This window comes from Amycolatopsis sp. NPDC028719, assembly GCF_055565395.1.
Genome location: NZ_JBVHUL010000008.1, coordinates 356,363 through 372,230 on the forward strand (window position 1 = coordinate 356,363; position 15,868 = coordinate 372,230).

Consider the following 15,868-nt stretch of genomic DNA (forward strand, 5'->3'; position numbering starts at 1 on the left):
TTCTTTCTGCGCTCCGGTCTCTAGCGTCTCCCTTCCCCCTGATCCCCCAGGTGTGCCTTTGGTGCCGTCAAACCCCCCGGGTGTGGTTTCTGGTGCGTCCCACGCACCGAACGCCACATTGGGGCGCTGGGCGGGAGGTGAGCGGTGGGCGAGAGCAGCGAGGTTCCGGCGTTGCGCCGCGGCTTGGCGGTGCTGCGCCTGCTGGCGACGCGCGCCGGCCCGGTGACCGCGTCGGCGATCGCGCGCGAAGCGGGTCTCCCCCGCTCGACGACCTACCACCTGCTCAGCGAGCTCGAGGCGGCCGGTTTCGTCGTCCACCTGCCCGCCGAACGCCGCTACGGCCTCGGCATCGCCGCCTTCGAACTCGGCTCGGCCTACCTGCGCCACGACCCCCTGGAACGCCTGGCCGCGCCGTTGCTGCGCAAGCTCGTCGACCGCGCCGGCCACACCGCGCATCTGGGCGTGCTGCACGGCAACGAGTCCCTGTACCTGATCAAGGAGCGCCCGGCCCGCCCGGAGACGCTGGTGACCGAGGTCGGCGTCCGGCTGCCGGCCCAGCTGACGGCGTCCGGCCGCGCGATCCTGCGCCACCTGCCGGCACCCCACGTCCGGGCGTTGTTCCCGTCGGCGTCGGCGTTCGTGCTCCGCACCGGCCGCGGGCCGCGCACCCTGGCCGAGCTGCGCCGGACGTTGACGGCGGAGCGCCGCCTCGGCTGGTCGGTCGAGGACGGCCACGTGACGCAGGGGTTCGCGTCGGTGGCAGCCCCGGTCTTCGACCACGGCGCCCGCCCCCTGGCGGCGATCAGCGTGACCTTGCGCCACCACTGCACGGCGGAACCGTGCCCGGACACGTGGCCGGACCTGGCAGCCGAAGTAGCCGCGACGGCGGCCGAGCTGACCAGCCGGATCGGCGGCCACCCGGGCTGACGCGCTGCTGCGATCGGGGCAACTGTCACCGAACGGCTCGATTCCACTCCGCTGGGTTATTACCGTGGCTGAACAGCGGTCTTGAGGGGCACCGGCGATGGATGACGCACGGTCGACGAGGGTGGGGTTCGGCGCGGTCCTCGGCGTCGCCGAGTTCCGGGCGATGTGGTTCGCCGAGCTGCTGTCCGTCTGCGGTGACCAGCTCGCCCGCGTCGCGCTCGCGGTCCTCGTCTACCAGCGCACCAGCTCGGCGGCGCTGACCGGCCTCACCTACGCCCTGACCTACGTGCCGTCGCTGCTCGGCGGGATCCTGCTCGCCGGGGCGGGCGATCGGTGGCCGCGCCGGGACGTCATGGTCGTGGCCGATCTGGCCCGTGCCGCGTTGGTCGGCGTCATCGCGATCCCCGGTGTCCCGCTGTGGGTGCTGTGCGTGCTGGTCGCGGTGATGACGGCGCTCGGCGGGCCGTTCAAGGCGGCGCAGCAGGCGCTGCTGCCCTCGGTGCTCGAAGGCGAGCGCTACCTGGTCGGGATGGCCCTGCGGAACGTGACGATCCAGGGCGCGCAGCTGGCCGGGTTCGCCGGGGGCGGGCTGCTGATCGCCGCGCTCGCGCCGTCCGCGGCCCTGGCGCTGGACGCGGTGACGTTCCTGCTCTCGGCGGCGTTTCTGGTCACGGGCGTGCGGCGGCGCGCGGCGGTCGCGCAGGCGGTCCGGCCGGCCTGGCTCTCGACGACCTCGGCGGGGATCCGGCTGATCTGGCGTGACCCGGCGTTGCGGACGCTGGTGGCGCTGAACTGGCTGGCCGGGTTCTACGTCGTGCCGGAGGCGCTGGCCGCGCCGTACGCGGCCGGGATCGGCGCGGGCGCGGCGCTGGTGGGGCTGCTCATGGCGGCGGACCCGGCGGGCAGCGTGCTCGGCGGCGTCGTGTTCGGCAAGTGGGTCCCGGAACGCGTGCAGGTCCGCGTGCTGGGCTGGCTCGGGATCGCCGCGGGGTTACCGCTGGTCGTGTTCGTCTTCCGGCCGGGGCTGGTGCCGTCGGTGGTGCTGCTGGCGGCCTCCGGGCTGCTGGCCACGGGTTACAACATCCAGGGCACGGTGTCGTTCATGCGGCGGGTGCCGGACGAGCACCGCGCGCAGTGCGCCGGCGTGAACTCGGCGGGGCTGATCACCGTGCAGGGCGTCGGTGCGGCCGCGGCGGGCGCGCTGGCCGACGTGCTGGGCCCGGCGCACACCATCGCCGCGGCCGGGGCGGCGGGTGCCGCGGTGGCCGTGCCGATCGCGAGGGCGTGGCGCCGGGCCGGGCTGGAGGGACCATGACCTCAGTTGTCGCGTCCGCACATGGCGCGCCTCCCTTCGGCTCTTCGGGCCGGACCGGCTCCGTCACCGGCCGGACACCATGAGTATGCAGACCGGCGCCGGAGCCCCGCGCGGTATATCCCGCTTTCGTGACGTCCTCGTGGCTCCACGGCGCTGGGCGCTGTGGCGTCAGGGTCCGAGGGTGGTCGTCTACTGCCTGCTGAGCGAAGCGGTGGCGGTGGTCCTCACCTTGCGCCCGTTCCCGGTCGCCGTCGACCGCCGGACGCTGCTGATCCTGGTGGTGCTGCTGGTGCTGGGCGTGGTCCAGTCGGAGACGGGCCGCCGGGTCGAGCGCATCCGCCGCCGGGTGTCGGGGACGCCGCACATCAACATGACGTCGGTGTGGACGTTCGCCGGCGTCCTGCTGCTGCCGCCGGTGCTGCTGGCGGTGCTGGTCTGCGGGTTGTACGCGCACCTGGCGATCCGCAGCTGGTACCGCCTGCAGCGGGTGCCGGTGTCGAGGACGGTCAGCAACGCGGCCATCATCCTGCTCTCGTGCTACGCGGCCCAGGCCGTCCTGCGGCTCTCGGGCGCGCCGGACGTGCGTTCGGCGTTCACGCACGGCTGGGCCGGAACGTTCGCGATCGCGGCGGCCGGAACGACGTTCTTCGTGGTCAACGCCCTGCTGGTGCTCCCGGCTCGCCGCGAGGTCGGCCACACACCGGAGGCGTTGTTCGGCACGTGGTCGGACAACGGCCTGGAGGTGGCGACGCTCTGCCTGGGCGCGCTGAACGCGGTGACGCTGGCAATGCTGCCGGGTCTGGTGGTGCTGGTGCTCCCGCCGTTGCTGCTGTTGCACCGGACGGTGCTGGTGAAGCAGCTGGAGGTGGCGGCCCACCGCGACGAGAAGACGGGGTTGTACAACACGAGCGGCTGGCACGCGCTGGCGGAGCGCACCCTGGCTGCGGCCGCGCGCCAGCACTCCACGTTCGGCTTGCTGATGCTGGACCTCGACCACTTCAAGCAGGTCAACGACACCTACGGCCACCTGGCGGGCGACGCGGTGTTGCGAGCGGTGGCGGAGGCGATCATCTCAGCGGTCCGCGGCCGCGGCGACGCGGTAGGACGCTTCGGCGGCGAAGAGTTCGTGGTGCTGCTGCCGGGCATCGCCCACCCGGACATCGGAGCGGTGGCAGAGCGCATCCGCCGGGCCATCGCGGCCCTGACGGTCCCGGCGGGCCAGCTGTCGATAACGGGCCTGTCGACCTCGATCGGCATGGCGGTCTACCCGAAGGCAGGGACCTCCCTGCAGCGTCTGTTGGACGCGGCGGATACGGCGCTGTACCACGCGAAGGCCACGGGTCGTAACAAGGTGGTCCACGTAGCGGACCTGGTGTGATCAGGCGACCTTGTGCCGCCGCCCGGCATCGAGCCCCAGCATCGCAAGAAGCTCGGCACACTCGCTGACGTTGGACGAGTGCCCGGCCACGGTGATGACGGCCCGATCGTTCTGTTCGGCGAGCCTCACGGCCTCCTCGGCCCGGATAACGCCCATCCGGCTGTCTTCATCATTGGCGGTCGAACTGCCGTTGGAACGGGCCCAGGTCATCTGGCCACCTACTTCCGACTCCACGGGTGCGGAGCCATGGTCGGGTCCTAAGCATGACACTCACAAAAACTTCACCCACAAGTGGGCCCCATCACAAGCCCCTGAACACGGCGTGTGGCGTGGGGGTGGGGGGTGTCCGCTCGGGTGGGCTAAGGGGACGGAGTAGCAGGTAGACGGATAGTTGGTCATGGGGCCGGGCCGAGTTCGGAGGGAGGGAGGTGCGTGGCTGGAGCGGTACCCGGCGCTGCTGGCCGGGGACGCGGGAAGCGGGCGCCGAGGGGGCGCGGTCGGCTCGCGTATCCCGGTGGCCGGCTCGCGTATCCCGGCGGGCCGGCTCTCGCACCCAGACAGCCGGCTCGCATATCTGGCGGGTCGGCTCGCGTACCCAGACCCTCGACTCGCGCACCCGGACCGTCGGCTCTCGCACCCGGACAGTCGGCTCGCGTATCTGGTGAGTCGGCTCTCGCACCCGGACAGTCGACTCGCGTACCCGGACAGTCGGCTCACGTACCTGGCTGGTCGGCTCGCGTACCCAGACCGTCGACTCGCGTACCCGGACCGTCGACTCGCGTACCCGGACCGTCGGCTCTCGCACCCGGACCGTCGGCTCTCGCACCCGGACAGTCGGCTCGCGTATCTGGTGAGTCGGCTCTCGCACCCGGACAGTCGACTCGCGCACCCGGACAGTCGGCTCACGTATCTGGCGGGTCGGCTCACGTACCCGGACCGTCGACTCGCGTACCCGGACCGTCGACTCGCGCACCTGGCGGGTCCCGTAGCCCTTCCGGCACCCCGAAGCCCGGATTGTGACTACGGCCGACAGCACCGCGTCAAGGCGGGAAAGCGTGCCTTGACCCGGCACTGCCGGCCGTGTTCTGGCTTCGGATCGGGGTGCGGGGAAGTCTGGGTCCTCGTCGGTGCGTGTACGCGCGTCCACTTGCCTACGGGGGCACGGCGCGGGCTGTGGCGAGGCGCCAGCCGGAGCCGAAAGGGGGCAAGGGGCGAAGCCCCCGGAAAAGGGCGAAGCCCGAAAGGCAGGGCCCGGGCGAAGCCCGGGGGGACGGGGGCGAGGGGCGAAGCCCCAAAGGCGGGGTCCAGGGGGCGAAGCCCCCGGAAAGAGGGCGAAGCCCAAGAGCGGGGTCCCGGGGCGAAGCCCCCGGGGAGGGGGTCCAGGGGGCGAAGCCCGCCTGGCGGGGGTCTGGGGGTTCGACCCCCAGAGGACATGGACGAAACCGAAGAGAAGGCCCAAGCTCCGAAGGAGCGAGGGCCTTCTCGAAGGTGGAGCTTCTCCGCCGTTATTCGAACCGTCCTGACCTCCTGGGACCGCTGGTCAGCGTCTTGCGACAGATCAAGGACCCCGCCGAGGATGGACACGAGACGGTCACGACGATCGAGGGCAGGACAGCCTCTCCTGACTACGTGCGGCAGGTGCTCACGGAGCAAGACATCACCGACCTGATCGAGGCATACCTGTCGGGCGCTACGGCGAAGGAACTTGCCGAGCGGTATGGCGTACACACGAGCACGATCAAGAAGAAGCTGAGGCGGCACCGGGTGACGAGGCAGCCGAACATTTTGGCCGTGCAGTAGCCCTGGCCTGTTCAATAGCCATCTGGTCGATTATCTGCGCATCAGGCAGCTCAGATAAGACTCGCTCCAACATCACCCCGCATCTGATCCGCCAACTCTAAGGCTTTCTCCTGGTACGACGGATCGCGGACGCCCATATTCGCAAGTTTGAGGATCAGTATCGAATCAAGGTAGGTGGTCGAGCGCACGCTATTGCAACGCTTGCAGCGGAGTGTTGCTCTGAAGCCATGGCCTATGAACGGCAAGGCTGCTACAAGCTCGACTTCTTCTATGTACCAAGATTGAGGGTGCCAGTGGAACACGCTCATGACGTTGCCTCCATAGACTTCAGCCACTCCACAATCCGTTCAGCACCAGGCGTACCGTCGAGACCAGCGAGCAGGCGCGCGAAGAGCCTGTCAGCCTCGTAGCGGTAGAAGTGCTGATAGGGATTCTTGCCGTAGCGCCGTGGCAACTGGGACCACGAGAGCCCATGAGCCATTTTGAAAAGGCTGGCGTTGAAGACGCGGCGTTTAGCGACAAGCTCGTTTACGGTTGGCGTGTGCTCTCCATGCCGATTCCTGCGCAACCGCAGATGGGGCACGATAAGTTGCCATTCGTCATCGGTGAGATCGGTAGGTGCTGGCCCAACGACCTCGTGCCAAGCCTTCAGTAGCTCGGGTGGTTGGTATTCGTATACCAGATCCCATTGAATGAAGCGTCGTCGCTCTCTAGGTGCACTCCTCAAGTGAGAAATCAGGTCGTCTAACTCTGTATCGTTCACGTGCCGCTCAAGCCATGTCTCGGCATCAAAGCGTTCATCATCACTGGGCCAGGTGTCGAGATCGCCGATGAGCTGATCAAGCGTTGGGACAGCTTCAACGGCTGCATTCCGGACCTCCAGGGCGACCGTCCACGGTTCGTGGATACCAATCAGGGAATCGACAGCTTTTCGCTTCGCCTCTGCGTCCTGTAGAACCTTCGCATCTAACTCGAACAGTACGGCAGCGACAGCGCCCGGCAGCTCATGGAGCAGATAGTCTCTGATCGCTTCCCTGATTTCGTCCGTCCACTCCTGGATGTCTAAGCCAGCAAGACCGCCATCACCGAGGTTGTACTCGTAGATACTGCCGAAGCGGGGTTCAAGGTAGTTGGCGAGGAGTTCAAACCTAACGTGACCGTCGACAGCAGGTATCGCAGGTGACGTATCTAATTGTTGCGCGGTCGTAGCTATTGTCATACTAAGGTCATCTTACCTCCGTTAAGTTCTTTTGCCAAGCGTCAAGATGACAACATCAGGGAACTGATCGACTCCTATAAGACAGGCACCACAGCCAAAAGTTCTCGCTGAGCGCTACAAAATTCACTACACAACGATCAAGAAGAAGCTGTTGGAGAATCAGACCAATAGATGGTTGACTAGCAGCTATCCCCTGAGTCCACGGCGCGCCCGCGTCCGTGCCATGCGTGCCAGCGACAAGAACACGCGTGGTCACCAGTGCCGCCGTTGACGGCCGGGCCACCCTGCGTCACGATGGACGAGCAGTTTTCTCGAACTTCGAGCAAGGAGGCCCTGTGCGCGCCGAGTTTCTTGGCAAAGACCCCGAGTCCACCGAGGGGGCATCCCCTACGCTGTTCGCCACCGACCGGACAGACCGGGTGACCTACATCGCCCAGGGCTGGAAGGTGACCGATCCCCAGGTGCTCGCCGACGTCGGCCCGGTGCCGGACCACGAGACCCTGATCGAGATCCCCGAGGAAGTGCTGAAGTTCTACGCCCGCCGCTACGCGCAGGAGAAGGGAACGGACAACTGACCTTCATCGAGGCAGGCCCGGAGTTCGCCAACCTCTTCGAGACTTTTGAGCACACGGCCTACCGGCTGGAGACGCGCGATCAGTACAACATTCCGCGTGAGGCTGCGCCGCTCCGTAAGTTCCTTGCCGGAGAGCCGGACGTCTCGTACCACGAGAACTGGTCGAACATGGTCCGCCAAGCGACGGCCGAGGGACGCCGGTTCTCGCGCGTGCGAGTGGTGAGCTTCCCGCTCACCGACTACACCCGCTTCGCCATGTGGGTCGCTGGCTACACCCGCGAAGCGGGTGACGACATCCGCTACATCACCCGGGAACAGGCCGGCGACTTGCCGAAGTACGACTACTGGCTGTTCGACTCCCGCAAGCTGCTCAAGATGCGCTTCACCGACGACGATCAGTTCCTCGGCGGGGAGGTCATCGAAGACCCAGCCGAGATCGTTCAGCACAACTACTGGCGTGACGCCGCTCAGCATCACGCCATCGAGCGAGATGAGTTTGTCGCCAAACATGAGCAACGGGACGACCGGCGTTGACGAAGCACGCAATGCGCTGGGCAAACGACTCCGCGAGCTCCGGGTAGCCGCCAAGCTATCTGGCAAACAGCTCGCGGAGTCGTTGTCATGGGTGGGCTCCAAAATCTCGAAGATCGAGAACGGCAAGCAGACGCCGACCGACGACGACATCAGGGACTGGACGAGAGCCACCAAGTCGGAAGACCAGACGGCCAGTCTTCTCGCCGCGCTCCATAACCTTGAGTTGCAGCACGCCGAGTGGCAGCGCGTGCTCAAGGCAGGCATGAAATCCCATCAGCTGACGTTGTCGCAGCTGGACGAGCGAACCAAGTTCTACCGCGGATTCGAGAACACCGTGATTCCCGGCCTCGTCCAGACCCCCGAGTATGCCCGCGCCCGCTTCGCTCAGGTCGTCATGGTGCACAGGGTCCCGAACGACATCAACGAGGCTGTGAAGGCACGGATGCAGCGCCAGGAGATGCTGTACCGGCCCGACAAGCGCTTCCACTTCGTGATCACGGAGGCCGCGCTTCGCTACCGACTGGTGGCGCGCGACATCATGATCGGCCAGCTTGACCGCCTGATGGCGATGACCTCCATGCACAACGTCAAGCTCGGGATCATCGACTTCAAGACCCAGTACGTCACCGATCCCCGGCACGGCTTCTGGATCTACGACGACCACCTCGTGCAGTTCGAGTCGTACTCAGCCGAGATCAACCTCCGGCAGCCCCAGGAGATCGAGCTGTACACCGGCATATTCGAGCACTTGGCTGCCGTCGCCAGCTACGGCAGTGAGGCGCGGGCGATCATCAGCCGCGTCATGCGTGAACTGGCCGGCGAGGCCGAAGACACTGGCTCCTAATTTCCCCAGGTCAGGCAGGGCGAATTTTTTCGAGCAAAACCGAGCAAATTTCTGGCGACACCGTATCGGTCTGCTTACTCTCCAGAAGCGCCCACCCCGCTGACCTCGGAGAAGAGCCGCCTGATGATCCCTGTGCCCCTGTTGAGCAAGGACCGGATCGACCGTTTGCCCGAGCGTGCCCGAGAGGTGGTGGAGTACCGCAAAAGTGGTCTGAGTTTGAACCACATCCAGGGCTGTTCACTCGGCTGTGCCTACTGCATCCGGCACACGTACGGCCTGTGGGACGAGAACCAGCCGGCGGCGCTCATGTCCGACGCTCAGGCCGTTGAAGAGCTGGTCAACCACCGCTACTTCCAGCCCCACGTCACGCCGATACAGGTGTTCAACCGGGCGACCGAGCCATTCTTGCCGAAGGTACGGCCGCACACCTTCGCCGTGCTGGAAGACCTGGACGAGCGCGAGCTGACCAACCACGTTCTCGTTATTACCAGGCACCAGCTCAAGCCGTACGACATCGACCGGCTGAACCAGCTCCGGCATCTCAAGGTGACGCTGCTGTTCACGTACTCAGGTATCGACAACCCGAAGATCGAGCCGTACCCCTCGCACGTCGCGGCCGACTCGCTGAAGCTCATGAGCGCCCCGAACCACAGGAAGTACCGGACGGTGCTCTACTGGCGACCGCTGGTCCCCGGACTCAACGACACGGATGAGCACTTGACCGCCGCCCACTCCTTGAGCAAGCACGCCGACGCCACGGTGTTCACCGGCTTGTTCTACCGCGACCAGATCGCCGAGTACTACAAGGCCAACGGCATTCCCGAGCCGTACGAGGGCACCGCCCGCCGGAAGATCGTGCCTGAGACGCTTGAGCGCCGCGTGCTCGACACGTTCTCGAACTCGTCAGCCTTGTTCCGAAAGACCTCCTGTGCAGTGTCGTACGCCCATGGCCTGCCGGATTACAACGGCCACTACGGCATCCGGGAGCTGTGCGACATTTGCCCGCTGTCCCAGCTCGAGCTCTGCGCCGAGTCTCATCGGGTGCCGACCGCCGAAGATGTACACCAAGTAGCCCGCGTGTTGCCCGAAGCCGACAAGCTACAGGTCGTAGACATCAGCGAACGGGCAGCCATCGTGTCGGGACTAGAGGTCGAGCAACCGCGCTACTTCCTCCAGCACGCACTTGGCTTCCAAGTGCACGACCAGCGTCACCCACATCACGCGCACCGGCATGGTCGCGCGGACATCGGTTGGAAGGAAGCTAGCGCATGACTGACTGGACGAAGCTCAGCTACGTCGTTGTCGACGTCGAAGGCAACGGTCAGCAGCCGCCTGATCTCGTTGAGCTGGCCGCGGTGCCCATCGTCGACGGAGTCATCGGCGAGCCGACGAGTTGGCTGGTGCAGCCGGACCAGCCGATCACGCACTTCGCTCGAAGGATTCACGGGATCACTAACGAGCAGGTGGCCGACTCCCCGGTGTTCGGCTACATCGAAGCGGACGTGCTCAAGGCGCTCGACGCCTCCGCCCTGATCGCGCACAACGCCCACGTCGATGTCGGTGTGCTCCAGCGCAAGCTCGGCGACTGGGAGTGCCCCGAGGTCTTCGACACGCTCAAGCTCGCCCGCCGCCTGCTGCCTGGCCGGAGCACGTACAAGCTCGGCTCACTGGTCGAGGAGTTCGAGCTTGATCACGGCCTTGATGGTGAAGACCGGCCGCACCGCGCCACGTACGACGCCATCGTGACAGCCCGGCTGTTCGTCCATCTCGCAGGCCGGCGGAGCCTCGAAGAACTCAGGGATCAGCCGACAGGGGGTAGCTCTGATGACGAGCCAGCTCTTTTCTAGTTCGAACCGCATCGGCTTCGGCTCGATGCAGCTCACCGGCCCTGGCCACTGGGCGGCACCGGACAACCCGGAACAGGCCATGCAGGTACTCCGCGATGCTGTCGACGCGGGCGTGACGCACATCGACACCGCCGACGCCTACGGCCCGTTCACCGCCGAGAAGTACATTCGCAAGGCGCTACATCCTTACCCCGAGGGCGTGGTCATCGCCACCAAGGGCGGTCTCACTCGCCAAGGTCCCGACCGATGGGCACCGTGTGGGCGTCCGGAGTACCTGCGCCAGTGCGTCGAGATGAGCCTCCGGCGGCTCCAGGTCGAACGGATTGACCTGTACTACCTCCACCGCATCGACCCCGCCGTTCCCTTTGAAGACCAACTCGGCGTGCTTCGGGACATGCAGGCTGAAGGGAAGATCCACCACATCGGGCTGTCCAAGGTTGACATCGGTCAGATCCGCAAGGCCAGCGAGCTGATTGACGTCGCGGCCGTGCAGAACAAGTACAACGTGTCTAACCGGGTGTTCGAGGAAGTTCTTCGCTACTGCGAAGACGCCGGTATCGCCTTTGTGCCGTACGCCCCGCTGGCATCAGGTCGGCTCGTAGAGCCTCACGGTGTGCTTCACGAGCTGGCTACCCAGCACGGCGCGACACCGGCCCAGCTCGCAGTGGCGTGGCTGTTGCACCGATCCCCGGTGATGATGCCGATCCCCGGAACCAGTTGCAGTGCCCGTCTCCACGAGAACCTGGCAGCGCATCAGATCAACCTCACCCGCGGAGCCATGCTCGCTATCGAGTTGGCGGCAGCCAAGACCGCGCGGTCAGAAGTCGGGAACGAGCAATGATGAACCTTCGGCCCTCTTCTGACCATCAACGCGGCCTGTTCGTCAGTGTCGACGGCCCAGGCGGCGCGGGCAAGACCACCATCGTTCGGCATCTGGCCCAGCTGCTCCTTGCCGAAGGCCACCAGGTTCACGTGACCGCCGAACCGTCGAGCGGCCCTATCGGCAAGCTGGCCTCCGACTTGACGCCGACCGTCACCGGTCATGCGCTGGCCTGCTTGTACGCGGCCGATCGGTACCACCACATCGAGGCGGAGATCAAGCCGTTCCTGAAGACCGGCCATATCGTCATCTCCGACCGGTACGTGGCCTCCGGCCTCGTCGTCCAGCGGTTCGACGACGTTGACCCCGTCTTCCTCTGGCAACTCAACGAGGAAGTAGAACGGCCGGATCTGGCCGTCATCCTCGAAGCAGACCCCGACGTGATCGCTGAGCGGTTGGAAGCGCGGGGACCGCACAACCGCTTTCAGCACACACCCGGCAGTAGCTACGCCGAGGCAACGTTCTACCGGCAGGCGACGGAGACGCTGGAAGAAGCTGGCTACACCGTGTTGAGCGTGGACTGTTCGAGCCGACCGCCCGAGCAGTCCGCGGCGATCATCGCTGGCGAGCTGGTGGCTCTGCTCACCCCGAGCGAAGCGGTCAGCTGATGCACCAGTCGATCAACAACGAGGACGCCCTTCGCCGCTATCCAGAGCTCCAGCCGCTCATCACTGTCCGAGACGCGGGATGGGTGTTCCGGCCCATCCAATCCCAAGATGGAGAGCTGGAGGGCATCGCAGGCAGCTGCAGCCGTGACCAGTACACCGACGCCCTCTTCATCTTCGATCGGACCAACGTCAGCGGTGCGCGCGTTCTCGACGACGACTTCGGCGGCGGCTGCGTGTGGTCAAAAGAAGGTGCTGACCTGCAGGAAGTCATCTTCGAGCTGCTCGACCTCCCTGAGCCCGGGCAGCAGGGTGCGCCATACCTCGTCAAGCGCCGCAGCTTGCTGTGGACGCCCTAATGACCGCCTCGGTACAGGCCCGCGGCGAAGTATCCGCCCAAGCCGAGGTGCCTATGCCCCGGATGCCTGATCAACCCAGGTTCCTCGCTGAGCTCGATTTGGTGGCGCTCCCCACGGCTGTCTCGGTGACCCGCATCTTCGTCGCCCACACCCTGCGTCGATGGGATGCGATGTTCGTCGAGCCCGACATGGAAGACGTTGCAGCCGAGCTGGTCGCCCTCTCAGTGGCGGCCACCGGTCCCAGTGAAGAGTCGAGCTGGGCGCACCTCCAAAGGATCGCCGCAATCAAGGTCCGCTTGGTCGGCTGGCCCAAACACATCGTCGTCGAAGTCACCGATGAGCACGACCAGGAGCTGGTGCTTCCCGAAGATACTGAACCGCCCCAAGCCAGTGGCTTGGGGCTCGTTAACGCTCGGGCGGGGCGGTGGGGCTCCTGCGTGACTCTCTCAGGCCGAGTCATGTGGGCAGAGCTCGCAGTCTACGAACGCACCCCCGCCGGCCTGCCGCGGCGGGCAAGGAAGCCGTCGCCGACACCACGGGGCCAGACGAGCAGCAATCAGCATGACGCGGCAAGTTCAGAGCTTCTTCGCAGGGTTCGAGACGGCTTAGAACGCCTGTAGCTCCCCTGCGTCTCCCAGCACCCCTCGGCTAATCCCGCCCTGGCCGAGGGGTGCTTCATTTATCTATTAGCTCGCCACTAGAGCTTATCCTTGGTGTTGTTTATTCTACATCTTTGCAAGATTTCGAATTTATGTCATAAATAAAGCGGCTCTCTTCAGTTAATAAGAACGGTTTCAGGTGGCGGCACCTCCGGGTGCGAGCCGCTTTTTTCGTTCCTCGTTCATTCACAACCAAGCAATCAGGAAGGTGGTGTAAAGCCATCATGCACGGAAAGCGCACACCGATCATGCTCGCCTCGGCGGGCCTGATCGCATCACTCATGACGTTCGTTCCTTCGGGAATGGCATCGGCAGCTGAGTCTATTCCGGAAACCCAATGGTCACCGAAGGTAGTCAGCGGGTACGAACAGCGCACAATCACGAGCCCTCAGGGCACGGTGACCGAAGCATGCGTCGACAACTCCACTACGGGTGTCGGCAGCAGCCTCCGGACATATTCCGCGACCGGATCGCTAGTTCAGGATATTTCTTCCAGCCAGACCATCGACGGAATCCCGGTCTGCATCAGTAAGCCGACCGTTGGAAAGAACGGTGACGTTTACGGATCAGCGGGCGGTGTCGTCGACGGCTACTGGAAGAACAACCCCAACCTGCTGGCGTACAAGGGTAACGCCCTGAAGTGGAAGTATCCCACCGGATGCGATGCCACTCTGACCGCAAAGCCCGCTGCTGGTGCGGACGGTAACGTCTACTTCATCAACAGCAGCGGCCGGCTGGTCGGACTGACGCCGGATATCCAGCCGCCCTTGACGACACCCGCCAAGGTGTTGGACGTTCCGGTTCCCGGTACCGGCTGCGGTACGGATGTGCGTGCATTCAAGGATGGTCTTGCTGTCGTCAGCGACAGCTTCTGGGTGTACTTCTACACCTACAACGGGACATACCTTGGCTCTAGCAACGCGAACAATGATCCGGCGGCGATCAACGCCACAGGCCGTCTGTTCTCGCCGAGCTGGACTGGCTCGGGCGCCAGCCAGGGCATCCAGGTTTTGGCGTACGACCCGATGGCCAAGAAGGTGGCGTGGAAGGCGCAGGAATCCAACTTCGGCCAGGCTGCGGATTACTACCAGGCCTACCCGACACCGGACGGTGGCGCAGTCATTTTTCTCAAGCGGACAAAGGTCGTGGGCGGAGCGCCGACATCCGAGAAGGTGTTCGCGCTCGTCAAGCTCAATGCCTACGGCATAAAGGTGTGGGACAAGGACCTTCCGAACAAGGACACCAGCGGCATCAACACCGCTGGCAACAACTACATAACGGTAGACACCACAGGAAAGCTCGTTCTCGTCCGCGACTGGACGAAGCAGCTGACCAGTTCACCGTGGCAAGTACCGTTCATCACGATAGACGTTCTCAATGTCGCTACTGGTGATGCTACAGTCGCCACAAAGGTGATGAGTGGCAACCTCGACGCCACTAGCGGCAACGTGAACGGCTACCAAGTGCGCTACAACGGTGTCAATCGCCTCATCACGGGCGCGGACACCCTGTATCTGCACGCAGCCTGCAAGCTCAGCTGCACGGTCCACGACGAAACCAAGCTCTACCCCATCAAGGTGACGGGCCTCGGCTTGGATTACCCGCGTGGAGCAGTGCTGTCGGTTCCTTCACCGCTCAAGCCGTACGTGGCACTGGGTGATTCATTCTCATCTGGCCAGGGAGCTGGCGTCTATGATGCCGACACCGTGACCGACACCAACAAGTGCTACAAGAGCTACAACGGATTCGGGAGGATTCTCGGTCGAGACACTTCCATTCCGTTGGCACTTACCAACTTCGCGGCGTGTGGCGGTTCGGTCGCGGACAACATCGACACCAACACCACCTATCCGGGCGTCACGCAGAAGCAGGACCAAGCCCTGTCGAGTAACACCAAGGTGGTGAGTCTCACCATCGGCGGGAACGACATCGGGTTCGGGGACGTCGTCACCGAATGCGTCAAGGCTTCGGTGGGTCTGGGCAACTGCAACGCCGCTATCGCATCTGCTCGGCAGAAGCTCCAGAGTCTGCCTGTCAAGCTGAACCGTGTTTACACGGATATCCTCAGCAAGACCAGCAGCCAGAACGGGGGTGCAAACGCCCAGACGTACGTCCTGGGTTATGCGCCACTTCTGTCGGCGAATGCACCGGACTGCATGGTCGGTGACTACCCGTTCGGTGGAAACGACAAGGCGGCAGCCATCCAGTTGCTGGACGACCTGAACAAGGTGATCAGCGATGCTGTGGCGGCTGTCAACAACTCCCGTATCCAGTACGTGAATCCGATGGGTACGAACTCGCCGTTCACGGGACACAGCCTGTGCACGAGCGAGCCGTACTTCAACGGGCTCACGGGACCAGACACTTCGGAGAGCTTCCACCCGAACACCAAGGGACAAGGGGCGTACGCCAAGCTGCTCGCGCAGTACATGCTGACAAGCTGACCGTTCCTGACTGAAGAGCCAATGCTCCCGGTTCCAACGCCCACGAGGCGACGGAATCGGGGGCTTCTTCATTTCAAATGGTATTTGTCGATTAGGGACAAATGATATATAATCTAGCTAATGGTTAAACAAAATCAACTATCCAGATTCGATTCAGTTCTCTTTATTTTGGGATCCATCTCAGTAACACTCGTAGCCGCGTTCATCGCCAATGGCTTCTTCAAAGGACACGCGGAACTTCTACTGCTGGAAGTCGTTGCGTATTTGGCTATCGCGGTTATTTACATCCAGACTTTCCGTGCCTCACGCACAAATGCGTTGGTGCAAGTTTCGCGGATCGTTAGTTATGCCGGTATCGTGGCGGCAATTCTGATTGCCTCTTTCATTTCATACTTTGTGGCCACGTTCCACTGGTAGAGCGAGTCCGATCTAGCATACGCCCTGAAGCCGCTCGACCAAGCTGCAATGCAGGGAACGCATATA

General features: G+C 64.2%; 18 protein-coding genes. 15 read left to right on the top strand and 3 right to left on the bottom strand.

Translation table 11 applies throughout. The annotated features are described in order from the left end of the window. The first annotated feature begins 144 nt into the window (after positions 1 to 144). The 3 genes from ACZ4TR_RS34315 (at position 145) to ACZ4TR_RS34325 (ending at position 3,620) form a co-directional block, all read left to right on the top strand. Complete coding sequence (locus tag ACZ4TR_RS34315) at positions 145 to 927, top strand: IclR family transcriptional regulator (protein ID WP_465291911.1); 783 nt, start codon at positions 145 to 147, stop codon at positions 925 to 927. A 97-nt stretch (positions 928 to 1,024) separates the two neighbouring features. Continuing rightward, positions 1,025 to 2,242 carry an MFS transporter gene (locus ACZ4TR_RS34320; protein ID WP_465291913.1) on the top strand — a complete coding sequence of 406 codons (1,218 nt, stop codon included), beginning with the start codon at positions 1,025 to 1,027 and terminating at the stop codon, positions 2,240 to 2,242. 139 nt (positions 2,243 to 2,381) lie between these two features. Next, on the top strand, positions 2,382 to 3,620 hold the full coding sequence (locus tag ACZ4TR_RS34325) for a GGDEF domain-containing protein (RefSeq protein ID WP_465291915.1): 1,239 nt from the start codon (positions 2,382 to 2,384) through the stop codon (positions 3,618 to 3,620). Here ACZ4TR_RS34325 and ACZ4TR_RS34330 read toward each other — a convergent pair whose 3' ends face one another. Further along, positions 3,621 to 3,830, bottom strand: coding sequence for a hypothetical protein (locus ACZ4TR_RS34330; RefSeq protein WP_465291916.1), 210 nt, complete (start codon positions 3,828 to 3,830; stop codon positions 3,621 to 3,623). Positions 3,831 to 5,108: 1,278 nt separating this feature from the next. Between ACZ4TR_RS34330 and ACZ4TR_RS34335 the strand changes: the two genes are divergently transcribed. Beyond that, on the top strand, positions 5,109 to 5,420 hold the full coding sequence (locus tag ACZ4TR_RS34335) for a resolvase (protein WP_465291918.1): 312 nt from the start codon (positions 5,109 to 5,111) through the stop codon (positions 5,418 to 5,420). Between the two features lie 50 nt (positions 5,421 to 5,470). Here ACZ4TR_RS34335 and ACZ4TR_RS34340 read toward each other — a convergent pair whose 3' ends face one another. Continuing rightward, the gene (locus ACZ4TR_RS34340; protein WP_465291919.1) at positions 5,471 to 5,728 is read right to left on the bottom strand and encodes a hypothetical protein; all 258 of its coding nucleotides are present in this window, start codon (positions 5,726 to 5,728) and stop codon (positions 5,471 to 5,473) included. After that, positions 5,725 to 6,639, bottom strand: coding sequence for a transposase (locus ACZ4TR_RS34345; protein WP_465291920.1), 915 nt, complete (start codon positions 6,637 to 6,639; stop codon positions 5,725 to 5,727). Before ACZ4TR_RS34345 ends, ACZ4TR_RS34340 begins: the two co-directional genes overlap by 4 nt. Before the next feature lie 335 nt (positions 6,640 to 6,974). Here ACZ4TR_RS34345 and ACZ4TR_RS34350 point away from each other — a divergent pair, with 335 nt between their 5' ends. The 11 genes from ACZ4TR_RS34350 to ACZ4TR_RS34400 all read left to right on the top strand — a co-directional run bounded on the left by ACZ4TR_RS34350 (position 6,975) and on the right by ACZ4TR_RS34400 (position 15,802). Then, entirely contained in the window at positions 6,975 to 7,214 is a 240-nt protein-coding gene (locus tag ACZ4TR_RS34350; RefSeq protein WP_364007762.1) for a hypothetical protein, read from the top strand. A 65-nt stretch (positions 7,215 to 7,279) separates the two neighbouring features. Then, positions 7,280 to 7,747 carry a DUF6879 family protein gene (locus tag ACZ4TR_RS34355; RefSeq protein WP_465292016.1) on the top strand — a complete coding sequence of 156 codons (468 nt, stop codon included), beginning with the start codon at positions 7,280 to 7,282 and terminating at the stop codon, positions 7,745 to 7,747. Next, the gene (locus ACZ4TR_RS34360; protein ID WP_465291922.1) at positions 7,671 to 8,591 is read left to right on the top strand and encodes a helix-turn-helix domain-containing protein; all 921 of its coding nucleotides are present in this window, start codon (positions 7,671 to 7,673) and stop codon (positions 8,589 to 8,591) included. The genes ACZ4TR_RS34355 and ACZ4TR_RS34360 overlap by 77 nt, the downstream gene beginning before the upstream one ends. A gap of 123 nt (positions 8,592 to 8,714) precedes the next feature. Then, on the top strand, positions 8,715 to 9,863 hold the full coding sequence (locus tag ACZ4TR_RS34365) for a radical SAM protein (RefSeq protein WP_465291924.1): 1,149 nt from the start codon (positions 8,715 to 8,717) through the stop codon (positions 9,861 to 9,863). Further along, positions 9,860 to 10,438 (top strand): 3'-5' exonuclease, encoded by a 579-nt coding sequence (locus ACZ4TR_RS34370; protein WP_465291926.1) that lies wholly within the window; start codon positions 9,860 to 9,862, stop codon positions 10,436 to 10,438. The genes ACZ4TR_RS34365 and ACZ4TR_RS34370 overlap by 4 nt, the downstream gene beginning before the upstream one ends. Next, a complete protein-coding gene (locus tag ACZ4TR_RS34375; protein ID WP_465291927.1) occupies positions 10,416 to 11,279 on the top strand; it encodes an aldo/keto reductase in 864 nt (287 codons plus the stop codon). The genes ACZ4TR_RS34370 and ACZ4TR_RS34375 overlap by 23 nt, the downstream gene beginning before the upstream one ends. Further along, the gene (gene tmk, locus ACZ4TR_RS34380) at positions 11,279 to 11,926 is read left to right on the top strand and encodes a dTMP kinase (protein WP_465291928.1); all 648 of its coding nucleotides are present in this window, start codon (positions 11,279 to 11,281) and stop codon (positions 11,924 to 11,926) included. Before ACZ4TR_RS34375 ends, tmk begins: the two co-directional genes overlap by 1 nt. Continuing rightward, positions 11,926 to 12,282 (top strand): hypothetical protein, encoded by a 357-nt coding sequence (locus ACZ4TR_RS34385; RefSeq protein ID WP_465291930.1) that lies wholly within the window; start codon positions 11,926 to 11,928, stop codon positions 12,280 to 12,282. The genes tmk and ACZ4TR_RS34385 overlap by 1 nt, the downstream gene beginning before the upstream one ends. Then, the gene (locus tag ACZ4TR_RS34390; protein WP_465291931.1) at positions 12,282 to 12,902 is read left to right on the top strand and encodes an ATP-binding protein; all 621 of its coding nucleotides are present in this window, start codon (positions 12,282 to 12,284) and stop codon (positions 12,900 to 12,902) included. Before ACZ4TR_RS34385 ends, ACZ4TR_RS34390 begins: the two co-directional genes overlap by 1 nt. Positions 12,903 to 13,165: 263 nt before the next feature. Then, on the top strand, positions 13,166 to 15,385 hold the full coding sequence (locus ACZ4TR_RS34395; RefSeq protein ID WP_465291932.1) for an SGNH/GDSL hydrolase family protein: 2,220 nt from the start codon (positions 13,166 to 13,168) through the stop codon (positions 15,383 to 15,385). Positions 15,386 to 15,505: 120 nt separating this feature from the next. Next, positions 15,506 to 15,802 carry a hypothetical protein gene (locus tag ACZ4TR_RS34400; protein WP_465291934.1) on the top strand — a complete coding sequence of 99 codons (297 nt, stop codon included), beginning with the start codon at positions 15,506 to 15,508 and terminating at the stop codon, positions 15,800 to 15,802. Positions 15,803 to 15,868 lie beyond the last annotated feature (66 nt).